This window comes from Pseudomonas sp. JDS28PS106 (genome assembly GCF_036706555.1).
Classification (GTDB): Bacteria; Pseudomonadota; Gammaproteobacteria; order Pseudomonadales; family Pseudomonadaceae; genus Aquipseudomonas.
In genome coordinates this window covers 220,798-243,412 of sequence record NZ_JBAJGT010000005.1, presented here as the reverse complement: position 1 = coordinate 243,412, position 22,615 = coordinate 220,798, and the positions used below count along the sequence as shown (strand labels likewise).

The 22,615-nt window shown below is 60.2% G+C and carries 25 protein-coding genes, 5 tRNA genes and 1 pseudogene; 21 read left to right on the top strand and 10 right to left on the bottom strand.

From position 1 onward, the window contains the following. The first annotated feature begins 57 nt into the window (after positions 1–57). From TRP66_RS10485 to TRP66_RS10470, 4 genes are all read left to right on the top strand, one after another. Positions 58–133 (top strand) — tRNA-Asn (locus TRP66_RS10485). Between the two features lie 26 nt (positions 134–159). After that, a tRNA-Pro gene (locus TRP66_RS10480) sits at positions 160–236 on the top strand. A 5-nt stretch (positions 237–241) separates the two neighbouring features. After that, positions 242–317, top strand: a tRNA-Lys gene (locus tag TRP66_RS10475). Between the two features lie 95 nt (positions 318–412). Next, positions 413–489, top strand: a tRNA-Pro gene (locus TRP66_RS10470). 276 nt (positions 490–765) lie between these two features. Here the strand turns inward: TRP66_RS10470 and TRP66_RS10465 are convergent. From TRP66_RS10465 to TRP66_RS10450, 4 genes are all read right to left on the bottom strand, one after another. After that, the gene (locus tag TRP66_RS10465) at positions 766–2,064 is read right to left on the bottom strand and encodes an NAD(P)/FAD-dependent oxidoreductase (protein WP_333401584.1); all 1,299 of its coding nucleotides are present in this window, start codon (positions 2,062–2,064) and stop codon (positions 766–768) included. A 66-nt stretch (positions 2,065–2,130) separates the two neighbouring features. Further along, positions 2,131–2,304 carry a DUF3094 family protein gene (locus TRP66_RS10460; RefSeq protein WP_333401583.1) on the bottom strand — a complete coding sequence of 58 codons (174 nt, stop codon included), beginning with the start codon at positions 2,302–2,304 and terminating at the stop codon, positions 2,131–2,133. After that, the gene (locus TRP66_RS10455) at positions 2,301–2,840 is read right to left on the bottom strand and encodes an MOSC domain-containing protein (RefSeq protein WP_333401582.1); all 540 of its coding nucleotides are present in this window, start codon (positions 2,838–2,840) and stop codon (positions 2,301–2,303) included. Before TRP66_RS10455 ends, TRP66_RS10460 begins: the two co-directional genes overlap by 4 nt. Continuing rightward, positions 2,837–3,466, bottom strand: a complete 630-nt coding sequence (locus tag TRP66_RS10450) for a DUF1780 domain-containing protein (protein WP_333401581.1) — start codon at positions 3,464–3,466, stop codon at positions 2,837–2,839. The genes TRP66_RS10455 and TRP66_RS10450 overlap by 4 nt, the downstream gene beginning before the upstream one ends. A gap of 146 nt (positions 3,467–3,612) precedes the next feature. Between TRP66_RS10450 and TRP66_RS10445 the strand changes: the two genes are divergently transcribed. Both TRP66_RS10445 and TRP66_RS10440 read left to right on the top strand, forming a co-directional pair. Further along, positions 3,613–4,074: a hypothetical protein gene (locus TRP66_RS10445; protein WP_333401580.1), complete on the top strand. Its 462-nt coding sequence runs from the start codon at positions 3,613–3,615 to the stop codon at positions 4,072–4,074. Next, positions 4,071–4,754: an energy-coupling factor ABC transporter permease gene (locus TRP66_RS10440; RefSeq protein ID WP_333401579.1), complete on the top strand. Its 684-nt coding sequence runs from the start codon at positions 4,071–4,073 to the stop codon at positions 4,752–4,754. Before TRP66_RS10445 ends, TRP66_RS10440 begins: the two co-directional genes overlap by 4 nt. A gap of 64 nt (positions 4,755–4,818) precedes the next feature. Here the strand turns inward: TRP66_RS10440 and yacG are convergent, their stop codons facing one another. The 5 genes from yacG to pilB are packed head-to-tail and all read right to left on the bottom strand — an operon-like array spanning position 4,819 to position 9,439. Continuing rightward, positions 4,819–5,028 (bottom strand): DNA gyrase inhibitor YacG, encoded by a 210-nt coding sequence (gene yacG, locus TRP66_RS10435; protein ID WP_333401757.1) that lies wholly within the window; start codon positions 5,026–5,028, stop codon positions 4,819–4,821. Further along, on the bottom strand, positions 5,022–5,645 hold the full coding sequence (gene coaE, locus TRP66_RS10430; RefSeq protein ID WP_333401578.1) for a dephospho-CoA kinase: 624 nt from the start codon (positions 5,643–5,645) through the stop codon (positions 5,022–5,024). The genes yacG and coaE overlap by 7 nt, the downstream gene beginning before the upstream one ends. Beyond that, positions 5,642–6,514 (bottom strand): prepilin peptidase, encoded by an 873-nt coding sequence (locus TRP66_RS10425; protein ID WP_333401577.1) that lies wholly within the window; start codon positions 6,512–6,514, stop codon positions 5,642–5,644. The genes coaE and TRP66_RS10425 overlap by 4 nt, the downstream gene beginning before the upstream one ends. Before the next feature lies 1 nt (position 6,515). Continuing rightward, the gene (locus tag TRP66_RS10420) at positions 6,516–7,733 is read right to left on the bottom strand and encodes a type II secretion system F family protein (RefSeq protein WP_333401576.1); all 1,218 of its coding nucleotides are present in this window, start codon (positions 7,731–7,733) and stop codon (positions 6,516–6,518) included. 2 nt (positions 7,734–7,735) lie between these two features. Next, positions 7,736–9,439, bottom strand: coding sequence for a type IV-A pilus assembly ATPase PilB (gene pilB, locus TRP66_RS10415; RefSeq protein WP_333401575.1), 1,704 nt, complete (start codon positions 9,437–9,439; stop codon positions 7,736–7,738). A 224-nt stretch (positions 9,440–9,663) separates the two neighbouring features. On the opposite strand from pilB, the gene TRP66_RS10410 reads away from it, so the two are divergent. Both TRP66_RS10410 and TRP66_RS10405 read left to right on the top strand, forming a co-directional pair. Continuing rightward, positions 9,664–10,098, top strand: coding sequence for a pilin (locus tag TRP66_RS10410; RefSeq protein ID WP_333401574.1), 435 nt, complete (start codon positions 9,664–9,666; stop codon positions 10,096–10,098). A gap of 40 nt (positions 10,099–10,138) precedes the next feature. Further along, positions 10,139–10,215, top strand: a tRNA-Thr gene (locus tag TRP66_RS10405). Positions 10,216–10,333: 118 nt separating this feature from the next. On the opposite strand, the gene TRP66_RS10400 is transcribed toward TRP66_RS10405, so the two are convergent. Beyond that, a complete protein-coding gene (locus tag TRP66_RS10400) occupies positions 10,334–10,879 on the bottom strand; it encodes a DUF1523 family protein (protein WP_333401573.1) in 546 nt (181 codons plus the stop codon). A gap of 120 nt (positions 10,880–10,999) precedes the next feature. Here TRP66_RS10400 and TRP66_RS10395 point away from each other — a divergent pair, with 120 nt between their 5' ends. The 13 genes and pseudogenes from TRP66_RS10395 to TRP66_RS10335 all read left to right on the top strand — a co-directional run bounded on the left by TRP66_RS10395 (position 11,000) and on the right by TRP66_RS10335 (position 22,541). Beyond that, the gene (locus tag TRP66_RS10395; protein ID WP_333401572.1) at positions 11,000–11,998 is read left to right on the top strand and encodes an ATP-grasp domain-containing protein; all 999 of its coding nucleotides are present in this window, start codon (positions 11,000–11,002) and stop codon (positions 11,996–11,998) included. A gap of 54 nt (positions 11,999–12,052) precedes the next feature. Further along, positions 12,053–13,192: a trypsin-like peptidase domain-containing protein gene (locus TRP66_RS10390; protein ID WP_333401571.1), complete on the top strand. Its 1,140-nt coding sequence runs from the start codon at positions 12,053–12,055 to the stop codon at positions 13,190–13,192. Positions 13,193–13,255: 63 nt separating this feature from the next. Next, positions 13,256–14,389, top strand: coding sequence for a phosphoribosyltransferase domain-containing protein (locus tag TRP66_RS10385; protein WP_333401570.1), 1,134 nt, complete (start codon positions 13,256–13,258; stop codon positions 14,387–14,389). Further along, entirely contained in the window at positions 14,382–15,158 is a 777-nt protein-coding gene (locus tag TRP66_RS10380; protein WP_333401569.1) for a trehalose phosphatase, read from the top strand. Before TRP66_RS10385 ends, TRP66_RS10380 begins: the two co-directional genes overlap by 8 nt. Beyond that, on the top strand, positions 15,151–16,245 hold the full coding sequence (locus TRP66_RS10375) for a cysteine protease StiP domain-containing protein (protein ID WP_333401568.1): 1,095 nt from the start codon (positions 15,151–15,153) through the stop codon (positions 16,243–16,245). The genes TRP66_RS10380 and TRP66_RS10375 overlap by 8 nt, the downstream gene beginning before the upstream one ends. Continuing rightward, positions 16,245–17,198 carry an HpcH/HpaI aldolase/citrate lyase family protein gene (locus tag TRP66_RS10370; RefSeq protein ID WP_333401567.1) on the top strand — a complete coding sequence of 318 codons (954 nt, stop codon included), beginning with the start codon at positions 16,245–16,247 and terminating at the stop codon, positions 17,196–17,198. The genes TRP66_RS10375 and TRP66_RS10370 overlap by 1 nt, the downstream gene beginning before the upstream one ends. Further along, a pseudogene (locus TRP66_RS10365) lies at positions 17,195–17,912 on the top strand (HAD-IB family hydrolase). The gene TRP66_RS10370 and the pseudogene TRP66_RS10365 overlap by 4 nt, the downstream one beginning before the upstream one ends. A 45-nt stretch (positions 17,913–17,957) precedes the next feature. Then, complete coding sequence (locus TRP66_RS10360) at positions 17,958–18,551, top strand: TerD family protein (RefSeq protein ID WP_333401566.1); 594 nt, start codon at positions 17,958–17,960, stop codon at positions 18,549–18,551. After that, positions 18,548–19,765: a TerD family protein gene (locus tag TRP66_RS10355; RefSeq protein WP_333401565.1), complete on the top strand. Its 1,218-nt coding sequence runs from the start codon at positions 18,548–18,550 to the stop codon at positions 19,763–19,765. Before TRP66_RS10360 ends, TRP66_RS10355 begins: the two co-directional genes overlap by 4 nt. Positions 19,766–19,813: 48 nt before the next feature. Beyond that, positions 19,814–20,263 (top strand): tellurite resistance TerB family protein, encoded by a 450-nt coding sequence (locus TRP66_RS10350; protein ID WP_333401564.1) that lies wholly within the window; start codon positions 19,814–19,816, stop codon positions 20,261–20,263. Positions 20,264–20,287: 24 nt separating this feature from the next. Next, positions 20,288–21,322: a TerC/Alx family metal homeostasis membrane protein gene (locus TRP66_RS10345; protein WP_333401563.1), complete on the top strand. Its 1,035-nt coding sequence runs from the start codon at positions 20,288–20,290 to the stop codon at positions 21,320–21,322. Between the two features lie 27 nt (positions 21,323–21,349). After that, complete coding sequence (locus tag TRP66_RS10340; protein ID WP_333401562.1) at positions 21,350–21,925, top strand: TerD family protein; 576 nt, start codon at positions 21,350–21,352, stop codon at positions 21,923–21,925. Between the two features lie 37 nt (positions 21,926–21,962). Next, the gene (locus TRP66_RS10335; RefSeq protein WP_333401561.1) at positions 21,963–22,541 is read left to right on the top strand and encodes a TerD family protein; all 579 of its coding nucleotides are present in this window, start codon (positions 21,963–21,965) and stop codon (positions 22,539–22,541) included. The last annotated feature ends 74 nt before the right edge of the window (positions 22,542–22,615 follow it).

The following is a 22,615-nucleotide window of genomic DNA, read 5'->3' as shown; positions in this document are numbered from 1 at the left end:
GGTCAGTTTCAGGGTTGTAAAGATGTACGGTTGTACGTTGAATCTGAAATCGATAGTTCCGCGATAGCTCAGTTGGTAGAGCAAGTGACTGTTAATCACTGGGTCCCTGGTTCGAGTCCAGGTCGTGGAGCCAGATTTCACAAGGTTCGATGTTTCAGTCGGGGTATAGCGCAGTCCGGTAGCGCGCCTGCTTTGGGAGCAGGATGTCAGGAGTTCGAATCCCCTTACCCCGACCATATTTGGGTCGTTAGCTCAGTTGGTAGAGCAGTTGGCTTTTAACCAATTGGTCGTAGGTTCGAATCCTACACGACCCACCATTTTTGACTGGTTTGTATCCGGTCGAATCTTAGGGAGTGATGCCAGTTGCATCATCCACAAAAAGCGCCTTTAATTAGGTGCTTTTTAGCATCATCGGGGTATAGCGCAGTCCGGTAGCGCGCCTGCTTTGGGAGCAGGATGTCAGGAGTTCGAATCCCCTTACCCCGACCATTTTCGCCCGGCTGTATCAGGGTAGAAAATCCAGGACTCAAAGCCAGTTGTTTTGAGATCCACAAAAAAGGCGTCCTTCGGGACGCCTTTTTTCGTTTGAGATTCAGACGCAGTCTGTAGGAGCCAGCTCGCTGGCGATCTGCCGTGAAACGGCAGCAAACGTGACGATGCGGTGTATCAGATAGATCGCGCCCGAGTCGGTGCAAAGTCGCACATCCCACAGGCTTCCTGGACTGGCGCTTGCGCAGGCCGGACCTGCGCAAGCGCCAACGCACCTCAGTGCAACTTCATCCGCGGCTCGGTCCCTTTGCCGATCCGGCTGCCGAGCATCAGCATCAGGGTCTTGAAGGTGCCGTACAACGCCATCTGGTGCATGCGGTACAGCGAGATATAGAACATCCGCGCCAGCCAGCCTTCCAGCATGACGCTGCCCATCAAACTGCCCATCAGATTGCCGACCGCCGAGAAGCTCGACAGCGAGATCAGTGACCCGTAGTCCTTGTAGGTGTATTCCGGCAAGGCCTTGCCCTCGATGCGATGGCGCAGCGATTTGACCAGGAGTGACGCCTGCTGGTGAGCCGCCTGGGCGCGGGGTGGAACGTTGCGGTCAGTGCCTTTTTGCGGGCAGGCCGCGCAGTCGCCGAAGGCGAAGATGTTTTCATCGCGAGTGGTCTGCAGGGTCGGCAACACCTGAAGCTGGTTGATCCGATTGCTCTCCAGGCCGGCCAGATCCTTGAGGAACTCCGGAGCGCGGATGCCGGCGGCCCAGACTTTCAGGGTCGCGGGAATGAACTGGCCGCTGGCGGTGTGCAGACCCTCGGCCGTCACTTCGCTGACGGCCGCATTGGTCAAGACCGTCACGCCGAGCTTCTCCAGAGTCTTGTGCACAGGCCCACCGATCCGCTCCGGCAGGGCCGGTAGTACGCGAGGTCCGGCTTCGATCACGGTGATGCGCAGGTTTTCCGGCTTGATCCGGCCCAGGCCATAGGCCGCCAGCTCATGGGCGGCGTTGTGTAGCTCCGCGGCCAGTTCGACTCCGGTCGCCCCGGCACCGACGATGGCGACAGTGATTTCTTCAGTGCCGTTGCTTTCGCCGGCGTGAGCTCGCAGGTAATGGTTGAGCAATTGCTGGTGGAAACGCTCGGCCTGCTTGCGGCTGTCCAGAAACAGGCAGTGCTCGGCCGCGCCCTTGGTGCCGAAATCGTTGGTGGTGCTGCCGACCGCCAGGACTAGCGAGTCATAGCCCAGGCTACGCGCAGGCACCAGCTCGGCGCCCTGTTCGTCGAAGGTGGCAGCCAGATGGATCTGACGATTCTCGCGATCCAGGCCGACCATACGCCCCAGCTGAAACTGGAAGTGGTTCCATTTGGCTTGGGCGACATAGTTCAGCTCGTCCTCGTAGGAATTGAGCGAGCCGGCGGCGACTTCGTGCAGCAGCGGTTTCCAGATATGCGTCAGATTGGCGTCGACCAGCGTGACGCTGGCCGTGCCTTTCTTGCCAAGGGTTTTACCCAGACGGGTAGCCAGCTCCAGACCGCCGGCGCCTCCGCCAACGATGACAATGCGATGAGTCATTAGGATTTCTCGAAAGGTTAAAGGAATTCGGGGGCGCGAGACCGATCTTCGCGAGCGCAATGCAGCTCATAGCGTCAGATGGCTCAGCAAACGGCTCAGCAGGCCCAGACCTGCAACCACCACGACCAGCAGCACCAGGAGCAGCCAGGGCCGGAATGGCCGGCGCTCGACTCGGTGCTGGGGCGCTTGAAGGTACTCTTCGACACGCCGTTGGTCTTCGGGGTTCAGGCGGCTGCTCATTTTGGCCTCGAGGTGGACGGGACAGAGAGCAGGGCGCCTTCGGGCAGCGGCTCGACCTGCAATGCATCGTCCAGGCGGATGATTCCGCTTTGTACCACTCGGGCGGTGATTCCGCCATGGCCGCGCATGGCCTGGAAGGTGCCTGATCCCAGACGTTGTTCCAGCTTGGCGCAGGGCTGGCACCAGCCAGTGGTTTCAAGGATGGCCTGGCCAATCCTGAAGTGCCGTCCCTTGAGGCTGAACAGGTTGATGCCGCTGATGACAAGATTGCGGCGCAAGTCCTGAGGCAGAATCGGGTTCGTTTCGCTGCGACCGAGCAGAGAACCGACCACGGCCAGGTGTTCCCACTGAATCAGTGTCACCTGACGGGCGTTGCGTGGGCCGGGGCGGGCATGGTCGCCGGTCAGCCCGGCTTCGCGGCGCGCTTCCACCGCTTCGAGTTCGACCATGTCCGCGCGTGACACCGGGCGTACGCCGATCCAGCGGACACGGCCTCGCTGCGGCACCTCGGCCAGCAGTTGTTGCAGGGGACTCATAAACTGATTCCGACATCGAACACTACGCTGCGACCCAGGTTGGTACGCAGAAAATCCGGAGCGTCCGGGTGGGCGAACAATACCCGAGCGAAGGTGGGTCCGACCAGTGACAAAGAGCGCCAGCCCTGGCGCAGATATTCAGTGGGCGGCGGGAAATGGCTGTTGAGGTCCAGAACCTCCCGCTTGAGGCTGGCGAACGCGACGATATCCAGCTCGCCCAGATCAAGGCCGCGCTCTTTGTAGTTGTGCGACTTCTTGCGCAGCGTCGGGGCGAGCCTGCGCAGCAACTCGGCGGCGGGTATGCGTTTGGGCTTGGCTTCGCGACGAACCAGCTGGCTCAGGGAAAACGCACTGCGGCGGCGCTCCAGTTCCTCGCGCCATTCGTCATTCAGGCGACGGCCCTCGTCCAGCACGAAGAACACTTCGAAGCAGGCATCCCGGAACAGAACGTCCGGAGGCTCCTGGCCCGCGGACAGAAAGTCTTCATTGCGGTGCGCGATGTTCAAGCCTTGCAACAGGCGCTGGCAAACCCAGCGCTCGCGTTCCCACTTTCGCGCGTTGGAAAGAAACGTATTGGCTTGTTCGGCCTGGATCGTCAGCAGGCGCAAATAGTCTGAATCGTCCATGGGCCCAAGCTTAGCGTCATGGACGCCCGAACTGAAAGAGTGATCTGAGGGGGTAGACGGGCTTTTCCATAGTTGTAGTCTGTAATCGGGCTTCGCACACGGACCGGCGCAACCGGTCGAGCACGCATTTTTCGAGGAAATACCCGTTGAAACTCCTGCCTGTACTGCTGCTGGCCTTGTTGCCACTGACTGCCAGCGCCCTGGATGCCGGTGACCCTGTCGCCCCGTGGACACTGCTGGACCAGCACGATCAACCCTTCACCTTGAACGAGCAGACCCGGACGCTCTTGGTCGCCCGCAGCATGGAGGGCGCCAAAATGGTCAATCAGGCACTGGACGGCAAGCCGAAGGGCTTTCTGGAATCACGCCAGACCGTTTTCCTGGCGGACATCCAGAAGATGCCCGCCTTGATCGCCAGACTGTTCGCCATCCCCAAGATGCGCGATTACTCCTATCGCGTGGTTCTGGACCGTGACGCGCGCATCGCGCCGCGTTATGCGGGGGATGAAGATAAAGTGCTGTGGTTGCAAATGCGCGACGGGCGCCTGGTCAGTCAGCGGCAGTTCAGCAGTGCCGAGCAATTGCGTGCGGCCCTCGAACAGCCATGATCAGCGCGCAGGTGCTGACGACAGGCATCCTGACCTTAGGGTGGCTGTTGTACGTGCCTGCGCTGGGCTGGGCAGTGTGCCGTTCGCCCTGGGTAGAAGTGTTCAGCGACCGTCGTCGACAGTATTTGCTGTTGGGCACGGTCTTCGCGCTACTGCTCCTGTGGCTGGTGCGACGCGATTTCGAGACCGGTGTGTCTTACCATTTCCTGGGTATGACGGCCGTCACCTTGCTGCTGGACTGGCCGTTGGCGCTGGCGGGAGGATTCGCGGCTCAGATCGCCCTGGTCGCTTTGGGCCGGCAGGAACTTGCGGCGCTGGGCGTGAATGGTCTGCTATTCGTCGCGGTCCCGGCACTGATTACTGAGATCTTTGCCGCGCTGGTGGAGCGAGCGCAACCGAAAAGTCCTTTCGTCTACATTTTCTGTTCGGGATTTCTCGCGGCGGCGGCATCGGCGCTGGTGAGTCTGATGCTTGCGCTGGGCCTGTTACGGCTGGAAGGGATCTTCGAAATGCCGTACTGGCTGACCGACTATATCGGTTACCTGTGGCTGATCATCTTTCCCGAAGCCTTCATCAACGGCGTGGTGATCAGCGCACTGGTGGTGTTCAGCCCCGAGTGGCTGGAAACGTTCAACCGGACGCGGTATCTCTCGGCGCCTTGGAATGATGACAGCCTGTGACGGTGATCGCCAGCAAGCTGGCTCCTACAACAATCTTGTAGGAGCCAGCTTGCTGGCGATTTAATCAATGCCCCCGATGCGGATTTTCCAGATCGCCGGAGAACAGCTCGTCTTCCGCATCAGGGCTCACGGGAATCGCGTGTTCCTCGGAAGCCCAGGCGCCAAGATCGATCAGCTTGCAGCGGTCGGAACAGAAAGGACGTGCCGGGCTGGCGGCGCTCCACTCGACGGGCGCTCCGCAGGTCGGGCACTGGACGGTTGTTGGGCTCATGATCGGCCTCCACTCAAAGAAAGATAAAAATGGTGCAGTCGCTCGACTTCGCTTTTCAGCCAGGCATGATCGCGATCGTTCACCAGTACGTCGTCGGCATGGCTCAAGCGATCCTCGCGCTTGGCCTGCGCCTTGAGGATCGCCTGAATCTGCTCCAGGCTCGATCCATCGCGCCGCAGGGTGCGCTCGATCTGCAATGGCTGCGGCGCGTCGATCACCAGCAGCCGCTGCACGGTCCGGTACTGGCCGGATTCGATCAACAGCGGCGACACCAGAATGGCATACGGCGATTCAGCGCGCGCCAGATGCTCGGCGACCTCCTGATTGATCAGCGGATGCAGCAAGGCCTCCAGCCACAAGCGCTGATCGGTGCTCTCGAAAATCCGTTTGCGCAGTGCGCCGCGATCCAGTTCGCCGCTGGCTTGCAGGACATCCGCGCCGAAGTGTTCGGCAATTCTGGCCAGCGCCGGCCGGCCTGGTTCGACCACCCAGCGGGCAGCCTGATCCGCGTCGACCGTATGAATGCCCTGCTCGGCGAAGCACTGCGCCGCGGCGCTCTTGCCGCTGCCTATGCCACCGGTAAGGCCGAGAATCCAGGGTTTGGAAACAGGTGAGGTCATCTGAAACCGGCAAATTGCAAATAGGAGTCGGTTATTTGACCACCCCAGAGCAAAGCGATCCAGCCCGCGATGGCCAGGTAAGGGCCGAACGGGATCGGCGTACCGGCTTCTACCTTGCGTATGCGCATCATGATGACGCCCAGCACGGCGCCGACCAGTGACGACATCAGGATAGTAAGCGGCAGAATCTGCCAGCCGCCCCAGGCTCCGAGCGTGGCGAGAAGTTTGAAGTCGCCATAGCCCATGCCTTCCTTGCCGGTGACCAGCTTGAAGCACCAGAACACCGACCACAGCGACAGATAACCCGCCACCGCGCCCCACAGTGCGTCGTCCAGCGAGGTGAACAGTCCGAAGGCATTGGTGATCAGCCCGAGCCAGAGCAGGGGCATGACGATGGAATCGGGGAGCAACTGGTGATCGACGTCGATCATGCTCATCGCCAACAAGCCCCAGGTCAGCACCAGCATGGCCGCCGCAGGCCAGCCGTAACCGAAATGCCAGGCGACATAAGCCGACAGGATTCCGCACGCCAGCTCTATCATCGGGTAGCGTTTGCTGATGGGGGCTTTACAGCCGGCGCACCGGCCGCGCAACAGCAGGTAACTGATGACGGGCAGGTTTTCCCAAGGGCGGATTGCGTGACCGCAGTGAGGGCAGCTGGAATGCGGGAGAACCAGATCGAACCTCGGCTCGGCGGGCGCGGCGGGCAGCCCGAGCATTTCACGCGCCTGAATTTTCCAGTCACGCTCCATCATTTTGGGCAGGCGGTAGATCACCACATTCAGGAAACTGCCGACCAGCAGACCCAGAACACCGCACAACACTACGAAGGCCAGCGGATAACCGGCCAGAAAATCGAAGAAAAACATGTCAGACGGCGTTTCCGAGCTGGAAGATGGGCAAGTACATGGCGATGACCAGGCCGCCGACGATCACCCCAAGAACCGCCATGATCATCGGCTCCATCAAGCTGGTCAGGCTGTCGACCATGTTGTCGACCTCGGCCTCGTAGTAGCTGGCGACTTTGTCGAGCATATTGTCCAGCGCGCCGGACTCTTCGCCGATGGCCGTCATCTGAATCGCCAGGCTGGGGAAGACGTTGGTCGAGCGCATGGAGAAATTGAGCTGCATGCCGGTGGAGACGTCCTGCTTGATCTTGTTCACGGCGTTCTTGAATACCACGTTGCCGGTCGCGCCAGCCACCGAATCCAGCGCTTCCACCAGAGGTACGCCTGCAGCGAACGTAGTCGCGAGCGTCCGCGCGTAGCGGGCAACCGATGATTTGTAAATCAGCGGACCGATGATCGGGACTTTGAGCAGAAAGCGATCGATAGTGTCGCGAAACTTCTGCGACTGTTTATAGGAACGTTTAAACACGAAGAAGCCGGCAATAAATAAGCCGATGATCATCAGCCACCAATCCTGAACGATTTGGGAAAGCCCTATGACCATCAGCGTGAAGGCCGGAAGCTCGGCGCCGAAGCCTGCAAACACCGACTGGAATTGTGGCACAACCTTGATCAGCAGGATGCCGGACACGATCACGGCGACGATCAGAACCGCAATAGGGTAGGTCATGGCCTTCTTGATCTTGGCTTTCAACGCCTCGGTTTTTTCCTTATAGGTCGCCACCCGGTCGAGCAGGCTTTCCAGCGCACCGGCCTGCTCCCCGGCGTCGACCAGATTGCAGAACAGCTCGTCAAAATATTCGGGTTTTTGCCGCAGTGCCGTGGCGAAACTGTTACCGGCGGAGACTTCCTGCTTCAACGAGTCCACCAGGCTGCGCATGTTCGGGTTCTCGGCGCCCTCGCTGATAATGTCGAAGGATTGCAGAAGGGGCACGCCGGCTTTCATCATGGTCGCCATCTGCCGGGAAAAGAACGCGATATCCAGCGGCTTGATCTTCTTGCCCTTGCCGAACAGCGACACCGACTTCTTACGCACCTTGGTCGGATTGATGCCCTGCTTGCGCAACTGCGCCTTCACCAGCGGCAGATTGTGTCCGTTCAGCTCGCCGCTGACCTTGGTGCCTTTGCGGTCCACGCCTTCCCAGGTGTAGACGCTGACTTTTTCCGCCTTCTTGGCCATGCTCAGTCCTTGGTCACGCGGTTGACTTCTTCAAGGCTGGTGATGCCCTGCATCGCCTTGACCAGACCGGAGGCGCGCAGATCATTGAAGCCGTCCTTGCGCATCTGGGCAGAGATATCCAGTGAGTTGCCTTCTTCCATGATGATCCGCTCCAGCTCAGGGGTCTTCTTGACCACTTCATAGATACCGACCCGACCTCGGTAGCCGCCGTTGCAATGGTCGCAGCCCACCGGGCCGTAGATCTTGAACTTGCCGATCTCGGATTCCGGAAAGCCTTCCTGCACCAGGGTATCGTGCGGAATGTCCAGCTCCTTCTTGCAGTGCGGACACAGCTTGCGCGCCAGGCGCTGGGCGATGATCAGGTTGATCGCGGTAGCGATGTTGAACGCCGCTACGCCCATATGATGCAGGCGGGTCAGGGTTTCCGCGGCGCTGTTGGTGTGCAGGGTGGACAGCACCATGTGGCCCGTCTGCGAAGCCTTGATCGCGATCTCGGCGGTTTCCAGGTCGCGGATCTCGCCGACCATGATCACGTCCGGGTCCTGGCGCAGGAATGCCCGCAACGCCTGGGAAAAGTCCATGCCCTGACGTGGATTCACGTTGACCTGGTTGATGCCTTCGAGGTTGATTTCGACAGGGTCTTCGGCCGTGGAAATATTGATGTCTACGGTGTTGAGGATATTCAGGCCGGTGTACAACGACACCGTTTTACCCGAACCGGTCGGCCCGGTGACCAGAATCATGCCTTGCGGCTCCTTGAGCGCCTCCAGATACAAGGCTTTTTGCTCCGGCTCGTAACCCAAGGCATCGATGCCCATCTGCGCGCTGGTCGGGTCGAGAATACGCATCACGATCTTTTCGCCCCACAGCGTCGGCAGGGTGTTCATCCGGAAATCGATGGCCTTATTCTTCGACACGCGAAGCTTGACCCGGCCATCCTGCGGCTTGCGCCGCTCGGAAATGTCCAGGCTTGCCATGACCTTGAGCCGGGCGGCGATACGGCTGGCGAGATGGATGGGCGGTCGCGCCACCTCATGCAGGATGCCGTCGGTACGCAGCCGCACTCGAAAGATCTTTTCATAGGGCTCGAAGTGCAGGTCGGATGAGCCGAGCCGGATCGCATCCATGAGCATTTTATTGACGAAACGCACCACCGGCGCGTCATCTGCGTCGCTTTGCGCATCAAGCGCGGTTTCCTTCTGCGCTGCGCCATCGAGTGCTTCGACCTCAAGGCCCAAGTCGACGTCCGCGAGGTTGCCCAAGCCGCTGTCAGTGTCAAAAAACTTGTCGATAGCAGCGGTGAGCTTGTCGTCTTCGACCAGAATGGGTTCGGTGGTCAGCCCGGTGCTGAACTGAATGTCCGTAAGGGCCTGATGACTGGTCGGATCGGAAATGGCGATGAACAGCTTGTTGCCACGCCGCCATAGCGGCAACGCGTGATGCTGGCGGGCAAGCTTTTCGCTGACCAGCCCCTTGGGCTGGCTCTCCGGATCAATGCTGCTCAGATCCAGAAACGGAATGCCGAACTGGTCCGAGGCCATCTCGGCGAGCGTCAGACTTTTGACCAGTTTGTGCTGGACCAGATGGCTGATCAGCGAAATCTTGTCGCGCCGAGCATCCAACACGGCTTGCTGCGCAGCTTTCTCGGTAAGCAGCTCGGCCAGAACCAGTTGTTTGGCCAAACCGGTGAGGACAACATCAGTCATAAAACCACCAGACACAGACAGTATGAGGGTTATAACCCAGTCCACGGATGCTGCCAAATGGCGAGGCACGATGTGACGAAAATTGTCAGTTTCTGCTGATTTCCAGAAGGAAGGGCACTTATCGAAGTGTGTTGCGTCAATGAAATTGTAGGGCTGGCATTGGCACGCCCTGTGCTTTTATACCGTTAAGGCACCACCTAATTGACGCCTTGGAGAAGTACGATATGAATACACAAAAAGGTTTCACGCTGATCGAATTGATGATCGTGGTTGCGATCATTGGTATTTTGGCTGCAATCGCGATTCCGCAGTATCAGGACTACGTCACCCGAGCGCGTTGGGCGGAAAACAACACTGTCATTGCACCGGTGAAGGCTGCTATTGCCGAATGCTTGCAAGTGAGCAACAGCACGATTGGTAGCTGCGATACGGTCGCTGAGCTGACTACGACTACGGGTTATGCTGCGCTTCCTACTGGTAGCAACAACCTGTCCAGCGTCGCCCTTACGACTGGTACGGCAGCCATAGTGGTAACTGGCACGGCGGCTGTAGGTAGCTGTGTGGTGACGTGGACTCCTAGCGTTGCCGACGCTAATAAAATCACGTGGACCGGTGCTACTACTGGCACGAACTGTACCAGAGCGAAAACCGGAGTCTAAATCTCTCTATACTGCCTATTGTGATCGAATCCCGACCATAGCCGGAATAGCTCAGCCCGGTAGAGCAGCGCACTCGTAACGCGAAGGTCGCAGGTTCGATTCCTGTTTCCGGCACCAGCAAAACGAAAGCCCGGTCACATCACTGATCGGGCTTTTTCGCTTCTGGCATTCGGGTCTGTAGGCAAAAAACCGGACGGTGGCTGTATCGCGCCGGTTTTCCCTCATCTGGTCCGACTTATCTCACCACTCCGTCTACCCTTGGCTGCTTGCGGAAGCGGCGTCTGATCACGATGATGACCACCAGCGCCAACAGGGCCAGACCGGCGAAGAAGATCGTGTTGAACACCGGGAACGGCTCGTCACGCGTGCTTGTTGCCTGCACCTCGGTGACGTTCGGAAACATCGACAGGATGGTGATGCGCCAGCCGTAATAACGGATGATCGCCAGCTGCTGGGAATCGCGTGAATAGCCCTGCGCTTTGGCCTGGATGTCCGCCGAGTCGAACTTGAAGTACCACGGGAAGCTCCAGCCGGTGTCTTCGTTGCGGTAGACCACGACCTTCTTGGTATCGGGATGCTCGGTGTTGATGAAGTACACGTCCCGGGTGGGTCCGTCCGCGGGGTTTTCGGCGTTGATCACGCCGTCGGCGTCCATCCGTTTGACTTCCACACCGGTAATCATCACGACATCGTGACGCGGCAGAACGTAATGGAGACTCAAGGCGGCGATTGCCAGTGCCACCACCACCACGAACCAGATCGATCTTCTCAGCCACTTCATGTCGTTGCCCTCTATGGAAAAATTGCGTGACTTTGCCTTAAACCGACCGTTTTGAAGCAAAACAGTTATTACAAAATTCGACAAGGCCGACCAGAGACGCCTCGTCTTGCGGAGATTCACATGATTTGGTTCCTCGAAGGACAGTCCAGCCAGCGCGAAGTCATCATGGGCGCGCGCGAAGCCTTGCCGGCCAGCGTAAAGATCATCGCTTCCCATCGTCATCAGCGTCCGGAGATCACTGACCAGGCAGACGTCGCCTTGCGGGAACCGGCGCAGAGCGAGGAGCGTATCGGATGGGTGATTGAAAACGCCCGTCGTCTGGGCGTGAAAGTGATAGTCGCCGGGCGGGTCGGAGGCCTTTACGAGGCCCATCGGGGGCGCTTCGAGGCTGAAGGCTTCGATCTGGTGACCGGCGGGTGTTCGGCGCAAACCTTTGACACTGTAGACGATAAAGGCCGCTTCACCGCCGCTGCCGAAGCGGCGGGGCTGGCCTGCATTCCAGGCATCACGGCCCGCAACGCCCAGGAGCTGCGGGAGGCCTACGAGATCCTTAGCCAGACCGGGGAAGTGTGTATCAAGCCCACCGTGGGGATCTTCGGCCACGGGTTCTGGCGCTTCAAGGCCGGCGTCGATGATTTCCGCTGTTTCGCCAACCCGGATGCCCGAGAGACGAGCTTCGAGGCGTACTTCAACGCCTATCGTCAATCCGGGCAGCGACCGCCCATGCTGCTCATGCCTTACATGCCGGGCAGCGAGTGCTCGGTGGACATCGTCTGCGAGCGAGGCAAGGCGATCGCCAGCGTCGGGCGGCGCAAGGCTGGCATGAACCAGACCTTCGAACGCGACAGCGCGGCCGTCCGGCTGGCAGTCCAGGCGGCCGAACATTTCGGCTGTGACGGCCTGATCAACGTGCAGACCCGCGACGATGTGCACGGCAAGCCACACTTGCTGGAAATCAACCCGCGGTATTCAGGCGGGATTGGCTACACGCGCGAAGCCGGCATCAATCTGCCGGGAATCTTCGCCACACGCCGACTGGGCATGAAAGAACCGGAAACAAATTGGCACGAGAATATACGGGTGAAGGCCATCACGGTGGCTGTACGGGCGATGGGCTGAACTGGATAATAGTTTTTTGCTATCAGTTACAGCTCTTGCCATGGAGGATCGAGCATGAAGTTGCTGGCACCGGGTGCGAACGTCGCGCTGCCCCATTCCGATTGCAGCTGGAATCTCGAAACCGGCCGCAGGTCGGTGTTCGGAGAGTATGGCGCGGTCGCCTTGCTGCCGGTCAACGAGAAGCGGCAGCCAATGGGGAATCCGGCGCTCCTTCATGACGAACAACAGTGGATGGAGTGGAGCGGCGGGCCGGAAAACGTGGCCTGCGCGCTGAAGCTGGACCGGCTTCCGACGGGAAGCGACCGCGTGCTGCTGATGGTCTACGTGTATGCGGCGACCGGGCCGGTCAGCGAGATGCAGCATCTGCACCTGCAGGTGGGCACCGACATTGAGCACCGGATCGACCTGCGGGATAACGGCGAAGCGGCGATCATCATCGGCGAGTTGTACAAGCGAAATGATCAATGGAAGTTTCGCGCGTTGAGCGAAGGCTCCGCTTACGGTCTGTCAGCATTCGGCCGCAAGATCGGGCTGGAAGTCGACGACAGGCATCCGCGACGGCCATCCGGTGGAGCCAACAATGGTCCTCGCCATGAGTCAGCGACCGGAACGGCTTTCGTAGTGGGCCCGGGGCATGTGATGACTTGCGCGCACGTCATCGAGGACATGAGCGTGCTGCATATCACCTCGCTCGAAGGCCGCTACAAGGTCGAGCCGGTGGTCGTGGATCGTCGCAACGACATCGCGCTGTTGCGCGTGCAGGGAGCATCGCCCTTGAAAGCGCTGACGTTTCGCGAAGGAGAGGGGTGCGAAGCCGGGGACAGCGTGACGGTGCTGGGCTATCCGCTGGCTTCGATCTCTGGCGGCGGTCTGCAGGTCACCCAGGGCGGGATATCCGGACTGTTCGGCCTGCACAGCGACGCGAGCCTGTTCCAGTTCACAGCACCGATACAGCCCGGGTCCAGCGGCAGTCCGGTATTCGATCAAGGTGGGGCGGTCATCGGAATGGTGACCTCGACCGTGCCGGACGGGCAGAACATGAATTTCGCGGTGAAGTCCGCATTGCTTTTGTCTTTTCTCCAGGCTTGCCGCATCGATGCGCCGCGAGCTCGGCCGGAAAGAACGTACACCACAACTGAAATCAGTCGCTCTGCACAGGCATCGCTCTGGCTCGTTGAAGCCTCCCGAGGGTGATGCCGGTTCCCTTATCCGGGGCGGGGCGTCGGAGGCATCTGCCTCGTTAACAGGAATCACATGATGGACAGCAGCACGGCCTTTCCCCAAACCGCGACGCTTGGCGCCGATCTGCTTCGCGGACGTCTCGACGTGACGGTCGACGCGTCCAGCATTCCGCCTGATTCGCTGTTCGGCTTCGCCGAGCGTCGCAATCCAAAACGCGCCTTTCTTTTCGTGTCCCGTGTCCTGGGCCGGCATATCCCGGTGCGCCCCAGCGTGATGTGCAAGAGTTACCAGGATCTGGCGGAGCGGATTCCCGCCGACCTGCCGGGTCCTGTGCTGATCATCGGCATGGCGGAAACCGCAGTCGGACTGGGCGCCGGCGTGCATCGCGCCTACAGCCGGACGCGCCCGGATGCCTTGTATCTGGTCAGCACGCGACATCCCACCGGAACCGAACTGTTCGCCCGTTTCGAGGAAGAGCACAGCCACGCCAGCGCACACTTGTTGCACCTGCCGACCGACCCCGCGCTGCGGGAGATGATGCTGACGGCGCGATCGCTGGTGCTGGTCGACGATGAAGCTTCCACGGGCAAGACCTTCATCAATCTGCACCGCGCGCTGGTCGAAGCGGGGCTGAACAAGCTGGAGCGGGTGGTCACCTGTGTGCTGACGGACTGGTCGGCCGGTTCCGTCAGCTCGCGGATGGGGCCGCTCGCCGAGCAGGTTTCGCTGCTGCAAGGCTCGTACACCTTCGCCGAAGACCCGACAGCGCCGCTGCCGGAAATGCCCGAAGTGGGAACCGTGGCGGCGGGCGACTGGCCGTTGACCACCGCCAACGATTGGGGACGCCTGGGCGTGCGCTCGGTCGCCGACACCCTGGCGCCGGATCTCTGCGTCAGGCCAGGCGAGCGGGTGCTGGTGGTCGGCACCAGCGAATTCGTGTGGCGGCCGTTCTTGCTGGCCGAGCGTCTGGAAAGAGGCGGCGCGGACGTGCATTTCAGCTCCACCAGCCGCTCGCCCATCGCGCTGGGACACGCCATCGGACACGCGTTGTCGTTTTCCGACAACTACGGGCTTGGCATTCCCAATTTTCTCTACAACGTACAACCGGGCCAGTTCGACCGCGTCCTGATCTGCACCGAAACGCCACGGCAGGCGGTTTCGGCACAGCTGATCGACGCCCTGGATGCCGAGGTAATCTGCGATGAATGACGTTCGGCCCCTGATCTTCGTCGACCTGGATGACACCCTGTTCCAGACCGCTCGCAAAATGCCTGCTGATGTCGAGAGGCATGTCGCGACCGTGGATATCGTCGGCAACGCCAACGGGTACATGACCCGCGTGCAGAAAACCTTCGCCGACTGGCTGTTGGCACATTCTGACGTGGTGCCGGTCACGGCTCGCAGTGTTGAAGCGTTCAGTCGGGTAAAGCTGCCGTTCACCTCCGGGGCGATCTGCTCCCATGGCGGCGCCATGCTCGATGCGACCGGGCGCCTGGATTGCGACTGGAACGAGCAGATGAAGCAGACGCTGGCCGGTTACCAGATGCGTCTGCATGAACTGAGCGCTGCGACGCTCGCCATCGGCCAGGAACTGGGGATTTCGCTGCGCGGCTGGGTGGTCGAAGAGGCCCGGCTCTTTCATTACGTAGTGACCAAGCACAATGAAAGCGACGACAGCGTGCTTGACCGCGTGCTGGCGCAGGTTCAGGCGCGCGGCCTTCTAGACGGCATGCACGTCCATGGCAACGGCAACAACCTGGCATTCCTGCCTGATGGCCTTGCCAAGCGCTTCGCCGTGCAGGAGTGGCTGCGTCGCGACAGAGCGGTCAACGGCGAGCGTCCCGTGCTGGGTTTCGGTGACAGCATCACCGATCTGGGTTTCATGGAGGAATGTCACTGGTGGGCGACGCCGGCTCGCAGTCAGTTGGCACGCCTGTTCGCCAGTATTCAGCCTGCGTCGGATACGCCCCATGAATAACGCCGCGTGGGGCCTGGAAACGGTAGGCAGTGGCAGCTACCTCCCTGATGACGTGCACTTTCTATTGCGCCGCGTCGAGCTGCAACCGACCGCCGTCGAGGAGAAAGAGCGTCTCATCCAGACCGGACGAAAGCATTATTCGGAGATGATCAGCCAGGAATCCGCGCCCGGCGAAGCGCATCGCCACCTGTTCGAGAGGGCGCTCGACCATAACGGCGACCGCATGGCGGCGGACGTGCAGGCGCTGGCGCTGGCGCTGGCGAACGAATGCGCCGGCCGGGAAATCGTGCTGGTCTCGTTCGTGCGCGCCGGTCTGCCGCTGGGCGTTTTGTTGCGCCGGGCGCTGCTCGATCTTGGGCGTCAGGCTGTGCATTACGGAATCAGCGTCATCCGTGACCGAGGCCTTGACCCGGTTGCGCTGGAAGCGATTATTGGCGCCCATGGTGCGTCGAACATCGTCTTCGTCGACGGCTGGACCGGCAAGGGCGCGATATCCGGGGAGATCAGGCGCAGTCTGGCGCAGGATTCGCGCTTCCCCGAAGAGCCCCGTCTGGTGGTGCTCGCCGATCCCTGCGGTGCGGCCTGGCTGGCGGCCTCCGCCCAGGACTGGGTCATTCCGTCAGGCATCCTGGGTGCGACGATTTCAGGACTGGTCTCGCGATCGATCTGGCCGGCGGAAGGCGGTCTGCACGGCTGCATGGTCTACGATCATTTGCGCGAGCATGACGTGAGCCGGTCCTTTATCGAGCAAATCGAACAGCGTCGCCAGGCTCTGTCATTGGTCCCAAGGGTGCAGCCCTGGACCCCGGACCAGCGTGCGACGCTGCAAGCGGCAGCACAGCAGGTCATCGCCGGCCTTGCGCAGCGCTTCGCCATCGATAATCTCAATCGCATCAAGCCGGGCATCGCCGAAGCGACACGGGCGGTGATGCGTCGAGTGCCCGACCATGTACTGGTGCGCAGCAAAGCGGACGGTGACGTGCAACTGCTCATGCACTTGACCGAAAAAGCCGGCATCGAGGTCGAAGAGGCCGGTGCCGAGCTGGGTCCCTATCGTGCGGTCACTCTTATTCGGAGTCTCAGCTAATGGCCATTCTTTCACCGTATGCTCTGGGGGCGACGCTGTATATGCCAGCCACCCGTGACGACATTCTTGAAGTGGTCTTCGCCGAAAAACTCCCGGAATTGCGCTCGCTGGTGGTGTGCCTGGAAGATGCCGTCGCGGTCACCGATGTCGACACCGCGCTCGCCAACCTGCGGGAAGTGCTGGGCCGCATCCACAATCGTGGAGGCCGGCCCGCCAACGGGCCGTTGCTCTTCGTACGGCCACGGGACGCGGAAATGGCCGCCATTCTCAACGACTGGCCCTTGATGCAACACGTGGACGGCTTCGTGGTGCCCAAGCTGTCACTCAAGACGCTGGGAAGCTGGGAGCGGGCAGTTACTAATCCGGCGCTGGCGCTGATGCCGACCCTTGAAACGCCCGAGGTCTTCAATCCCGGCGCCATGGTCGAGTTGGGGCAGGCGTTGAAAGCAAATCTCGATGAGCGGATCGTCGCGCTGCGAATCGGCGGCAACGACCTGATGGGATGCCTGGGTCTGCGCCGCAATCCGACCATGACCCTGTATGGCACGCCGATGGGCTACGTCATCCCCATGCTGTCCGGCGTCATGGGTGCGCTGGGCTTCGCGCTCACCGCTCCGGTGTTCGAACAGTTGGCGACGCCGGAGATCCTCGAGCAGGAGCTGACGCTGGACATTGCCAACGGTCTGGTCGGTAAAACAGCGATCCACCCGTCGCAGATCGGTATCATCCAGAATGCATTGCGCGTCAGTCTTGAGGACATGAACGCCGCCCGGATGATTTTGAACTCCGTCGCACCGGCGGTGTTCAAGTACAACGACGCGATGTGTGAACCGGCCACGCATTACAAATGGGCAACCCACATCATGGAGCGCGCCAAGTGGCATGGGGTCCTGCCGACTCCCGCTTCCATCGTGGATGCCAGCATTCGACTCGCTGAGGCAGCCAGTAAATGATTGAGCCCGATCTTGAAGTCGAAGTAGAACAACGCCTGCTGGCGGTGTTCGATTTCGACGGGACCCTGACCCGACACGACAGTTTCGTGCCATTTCTCAAATTCGCTTTCGGCCAGCGCGGTTTCTCCATACGCATGGCCCGGCTGGTTTTGCCCAGCCTGAGCTACCTTGCCCGCCAGGTAAGCCGCGACGAACTCAAGGGCCGCTTGATCAAGGCGTTCCTCACAGGCGTCGAGGAACAATGGGTCAGGCAGAAAGCCGAGGAGTTCTGCGAACGCTACTGGTCAAGGCTAATGCGCCCGGCGGCGCTTGAATCGGTCGCAGCCGAAATCGAGAAGGGTGCGATTGTCACCTTATGTTCAGCATCGCCTGAGATGATCCTTCAACCTTTTGCCGACCGTTTGAAAGTCGAGTTGATCGGCACCAATCTGGAGGTCATCGACGGCAAGCTCACCGGCTTGATCGAGGGTAGCAACTGCCGTTGCGACTCCAAGGTTTCGCGGCTCGAAGGGGTATACGGACCGCTTTCGCAATTCCGCGTCAGAGCCTGGGGCGACACCCGCGGAGACCACGAATTGCTCGCCGCCGCCCAGGACGCCCACTGGCGGATGTTCCATCCCGCGTGGCGTCGGGGCGGCTACAAGGGGCCGGTCAAGAAGCCTCATTAACGCCAAGTTACATATTCGTGATGGCAAAGAATACCCGGCAAGGTAAGGCTGTAGCACTTTCCCTGAATCCGCAGTTCACATGGAGCGAAAAATGGCACTCTCACTGGCGAAAAACCAGACGATCTCTCTCGAGAAAACCGCTGGTACCGGCCTCAAGAAAGTCAGCATGGGCCTGGGATGGGACCCTGAAAAAGCCAGCGGATTTTTTGGCAAACTGCTGGGCGGCGGTGGCGGTGACATCGATCTGGACGCGTCCTGCATCATGCTCGATGCCGACAAGAAACCACTGGATCTGGTCTGGTTCCGCCAGTTGCAGTCCCGCGACGGCGCTATCCAGCACTCCGGTGACAACCGCACCGGCGAAGGCGCCGGCGACGACGAAACCATCAGTGTCGATCTGGAACGTCTGCCGGCCACGGTGAAATATCTGGTCTTCACCGTCAACTCGTTCACCGGCCAGAACTTCGAGAAAGTCGCCAACGCGTACTGCCGCATCGTCGATCTGGGCAGTCGCAACGAACTGGGTCGCTTCGACCTGTCCGAAAAAGGCCAGCACACCGGCGTGGTGATGTCCTATCTCTCGCGTACACCAGCAGGCTGGGATTTTACCGCAGTGGGTCAGGCCACCAACGGCCGTACCGCTGACGATCTGGTCGATCTGGCCATTGGAGCCGTGCGCGGATGACTCAACTCGTTCCGGGTGCCAACGCACCGGTAGCCGCCGGGCCGCTGACGGTCGAGGTCAGCTACTCCCCGATTGCAGGCGCGGACATCGATGTGTCCGCTTTTCTCCTGACCAACACCGGCAAGGTTCGCGGTGATCAGGACATGTGCTTCTTCGGCCAGAAAAGCGTAAGCGCAGGCGCGGTCCAGTTGACCGAATCGTCGGCAGGACGCGCCGTGTTCAGCCTTGATCCGGGCCGACTCGACGCCACGATCGAAAAAGTGGCCCTGACCGCGACCATTTATGAAAACAAGGCCAGCTTCGACAGCGTTTCACGGCTGGCGCTGACCATCAGCGGTGGCATCGAGGCGGTCATTCCCACCTCGGGGATGAAGGAAACCGCACTGATCCTCGGCGAGTTCTACTTGCGCCAGGGCGCCTGGAAATTCCGCTGCGTGGCCCAGGGTTTCGCAGGCGGACTCGAACCCCTGGCGAAGAACTTCGGTGTGGAAGTAGCGGCGCCGGAGGCTGAACCGACGCCAGCTCCAGCTCCAGCTCCAGCTCCGACTGCGGCACCCGCTCCTGTGCCGACTCCCGCCGCGCCACCACCGGCGCCCAAGCCGACGGTCAGCCTGAGCAAGATCACGCTGGACAAGACCCGCGCTTCGGTCAGCCTGGAAAAGACCAGTGCCGGCTTTGGCGAGATTCGAGTGAATCTGAACTGGAACCGTCGCAGCGAAAGCAAGGGCGGCTTCTTCTCGATGAAGAAGAGCAATGCCATCGATCTCGACGTCGGCTGCCTGTTCGAGTTGCAGGATGGGCACAAGGGCGCGGTCCAGGCTCTGGGCAACGCCTTCGGGTCTCTGAACACCGAACCCTATATCAAGCTGATGGGCGACGACCGTACCGGTTCTGTCAATGAGGGGGAGTGGCTGCATATCAATGGCACCCACTGGGGCAAGATCCGCCGCATTCTGGTTTACGCGTTTATTTACGAAGGCGCGCCGAACTGGAGGGAAACCGATGGCGTCGTGACCATCCACGCACCGGGACAGCCGCCTATCGAAGTACGTCTCAACGAAGAAGGCGGTCGCCAGGGCATGTGCGCCATCGCCTTGCTGGAGAACGATAACGGCGCGGTCAAGGTCAGCCGCCGGGTCGACTTCCACAACGGTCACAGCAACATGGACAAGGCCTATGGCTGGGGCATGCGCTGGGCTGCTGGTTCAAAGTAAACAACAGATATTGTCGAGGCCGGCGACGCCGCCTCATAGGGGAATCACATGCTGGACTGGTTGAAAACAAACGCTACGGCGGCTCGTGAAAAGCTCGCTTCGGAAGTTTCGAAGTTCAAGAACCGTGAGTTCATGGACGCCGTGGTATCGGGTTGCGCTCTGGTGTCCGCTGCGGACGGCGATATCAGCTCCAGCGAAAAGCAGAAGATGGCGGGGTTCATTCAGAACTCTCAGGAGCTGAAAGTCTTCGACATGAAGGATGTCATCCAGGCATTCCAGGATGCCTGTGCCAAGTTCGAGTTCGATGTAGAGATCGGTCGCGCTGAAGCCTTGAAAACCATCGGCAAGATCCGCAAGAAGGAAGACGCATCACGTCTGCTGGTGCGAGTCTGCTGCGCCATCGGTGGCGCCGACGGCAGTTTCGACGAGAAAGAAAAGGAAGTATGTCGTACGATCTGCCGCGAGCTTGGGCTGAACCCTTCCGATTTCGATTTGTAATTATCCCCTGAGGAACGCAGTTAAATGGAAAGCACCGCTATTGGCTTCCCGCCGCTCACGATGGCCGTCTTCATCGGCCTGGCTGTCGTGGCGATGGCAATCGACATGTTCTCGCATCGCGGCAACAAGCCGATCACTCTCGCCCAGGCATCGGCCTGGTCGATTTTCTGGGTAGCCATCTCGCTGGCTTTCGCCGGCTTCCTGTACGTACAGCACGGTTCCGAAGTCGCTACCCTGTTCGTGACCGGTTACGCCCTTGAGAAAGTCCTGAGCGTCGATAACCTGTTCGTGTTCATGGCCCTGTTTACCTGGTTCAAGATCCCGGATGGCTTGCGTCACCGCGTGCTGTACTGGGGCATCATCGGCGCCATCGTGTTCCGCGGCATCTTCGTCGCCATCGGTACCGGCCTGCTGGCCCTGGGACCTTGGGTCGAAGTGGTCTTCGCGATCATCGTGGCCTGGACCGCGATCATGATGTTGCGTGCCGGCGATGACGACGACGAGGAAATCGACTACTCCCAGCACATGGCCTATCGCTTCGCCAAGAAGCTGTTCCCGGTATGGCCCAAGCTGCACGGCAGCCACTTCTTCGTTCGCCGCTCGGTGCTGGAAGAAGAGGTCAAGAAGCCAGAGAACGCCGGTATCACGCTGGCCGCCAAGGGCGCGCTGTTCGCGACTCCATTGTTCCTCTGCCTGGTCGTGGCCGAGATCTCCGACGTACTGTTCGCCTTCGACTCCGTTCCGGCCATCATCGCCGTGAGCCGCGAGCCGCTGATCGTATTCTCGGCCATGCTGTTCGCCATTCTGGGTCTGCGTACCCTGTACTTCGTGCTCGAAGCCCTCAAGCGCTATCTGGTTCACCTGGAAAAGGCCGTCATCGCACTGCTGTTTTTCATTGCGATCAAGCTTGGCCTCAACGCGACCGACCACCTGTTCCATCACGGTTACAGCATCAGCGCCAACACCAGCCTGCTGGTCGTGGTCGTGGTTCTGGTCATCGGTATCGTCGCCAGCCTGCTTTTCCCCGCAAAGGAAGAGTCGGCTGAGGAAAAAGCATAAACACTGGATAAAGGAGATCTATCCATCATGGCTCTGACTCTGCAAAAAGGTGGCAACCTTTCACTGTCGAAAACCGACCCGACCTTGACCAATGTGCTCATCGGTCTGGGCTGGGACCCACGCGCCACCGATGGCCAGGAATTCGACCTGGACGCCAGCGCCTTTCTGCTCGGCGCCAACGGCAAGGTCCGTAGCGAAGCCGATTTCATTTTCTACAACCAGCTCAAGAGCGCCGACGGCTCCGTCGAGCACGCCGGCGATAACCGTACCGGCGCTGGCGACGGCGACGACGAAGTCGTGAAAGTCGATCTGACCCGCGTTCCCGCGGACGTCGAAAAAGTCGTGTTCGTGGTGACCATCCACGAAGCCGATTCGCGCAAGCAAAACTTCGGTCAGGTCGGCGGCTCCTTCATTCGCGTCGTGAACGAGAAGTCGGGTTCCGAGATCGTGCGTTACGACCTGGCTGAAGATGCATCGACCGAAACCGCGATGATCTTTGCCGAGCTGTATCGCAATGCCGGCGAGTGGAAGTTTCGCGCGGTCGGCCAGGGCTATGCCGGTGGCCTGAAGGCAGTCGCAAACGCCCACGGTATGAATTTCTGATTCATACCCCATCCACATTCAGAAAAGGATCACGAACATGGCTGTAAGTCTGAGCAAAGGCGGTAACGTTTCGCTGTCCAAAGAAGCCCCTGGCCTGACGGAAATCACCGTTGGCCTGGGTTGGGACCCTCGCGTCACCGACGGCACCGAGTTCGACCTGGACGCTTCCATCTTCATCGTTGGCGAGAACGGCAAGGTGCTGGATGACAGCGGCTTCATTTTCTACAACAACAAGAAATCGGCCGATGGTTCGGTCGAGCACCTTGGCGACAACCGTTCCGGCGCCGGCGAAGGCGACGACGAGGCGGTACTGGTCAAACTGACCGGCCTGGCTCCGGCGGTCAAGAAACTGGTTTTCGCGGTCACCATCCACGAAGCCGAGGGGCGCAAGCAGAGCTTCGGTCAGGTGTCGAACGCTTACATCCGCGTCCTGAACAAGACCGACGGAAAGGAAATCGCACGTTACGACCTGTCTGAAGACGCGTCGACCGAAACCGCGATGATCTTCGGCGAGCTGTATCGTCATAACGACGAATTCAAGTTCAAGGCCATCGGCCAGGGCTTCGCGGGCGGCCTCAAGCCGCTGGCCGAAGCACATGGCGTATCGATCGGCTAAGCCCCGACGATGCAAATGAAAACCCCGCCGGCTATGGCGGGGTTTTTATTACCTTGCAGGTCGTAGAAGACTAT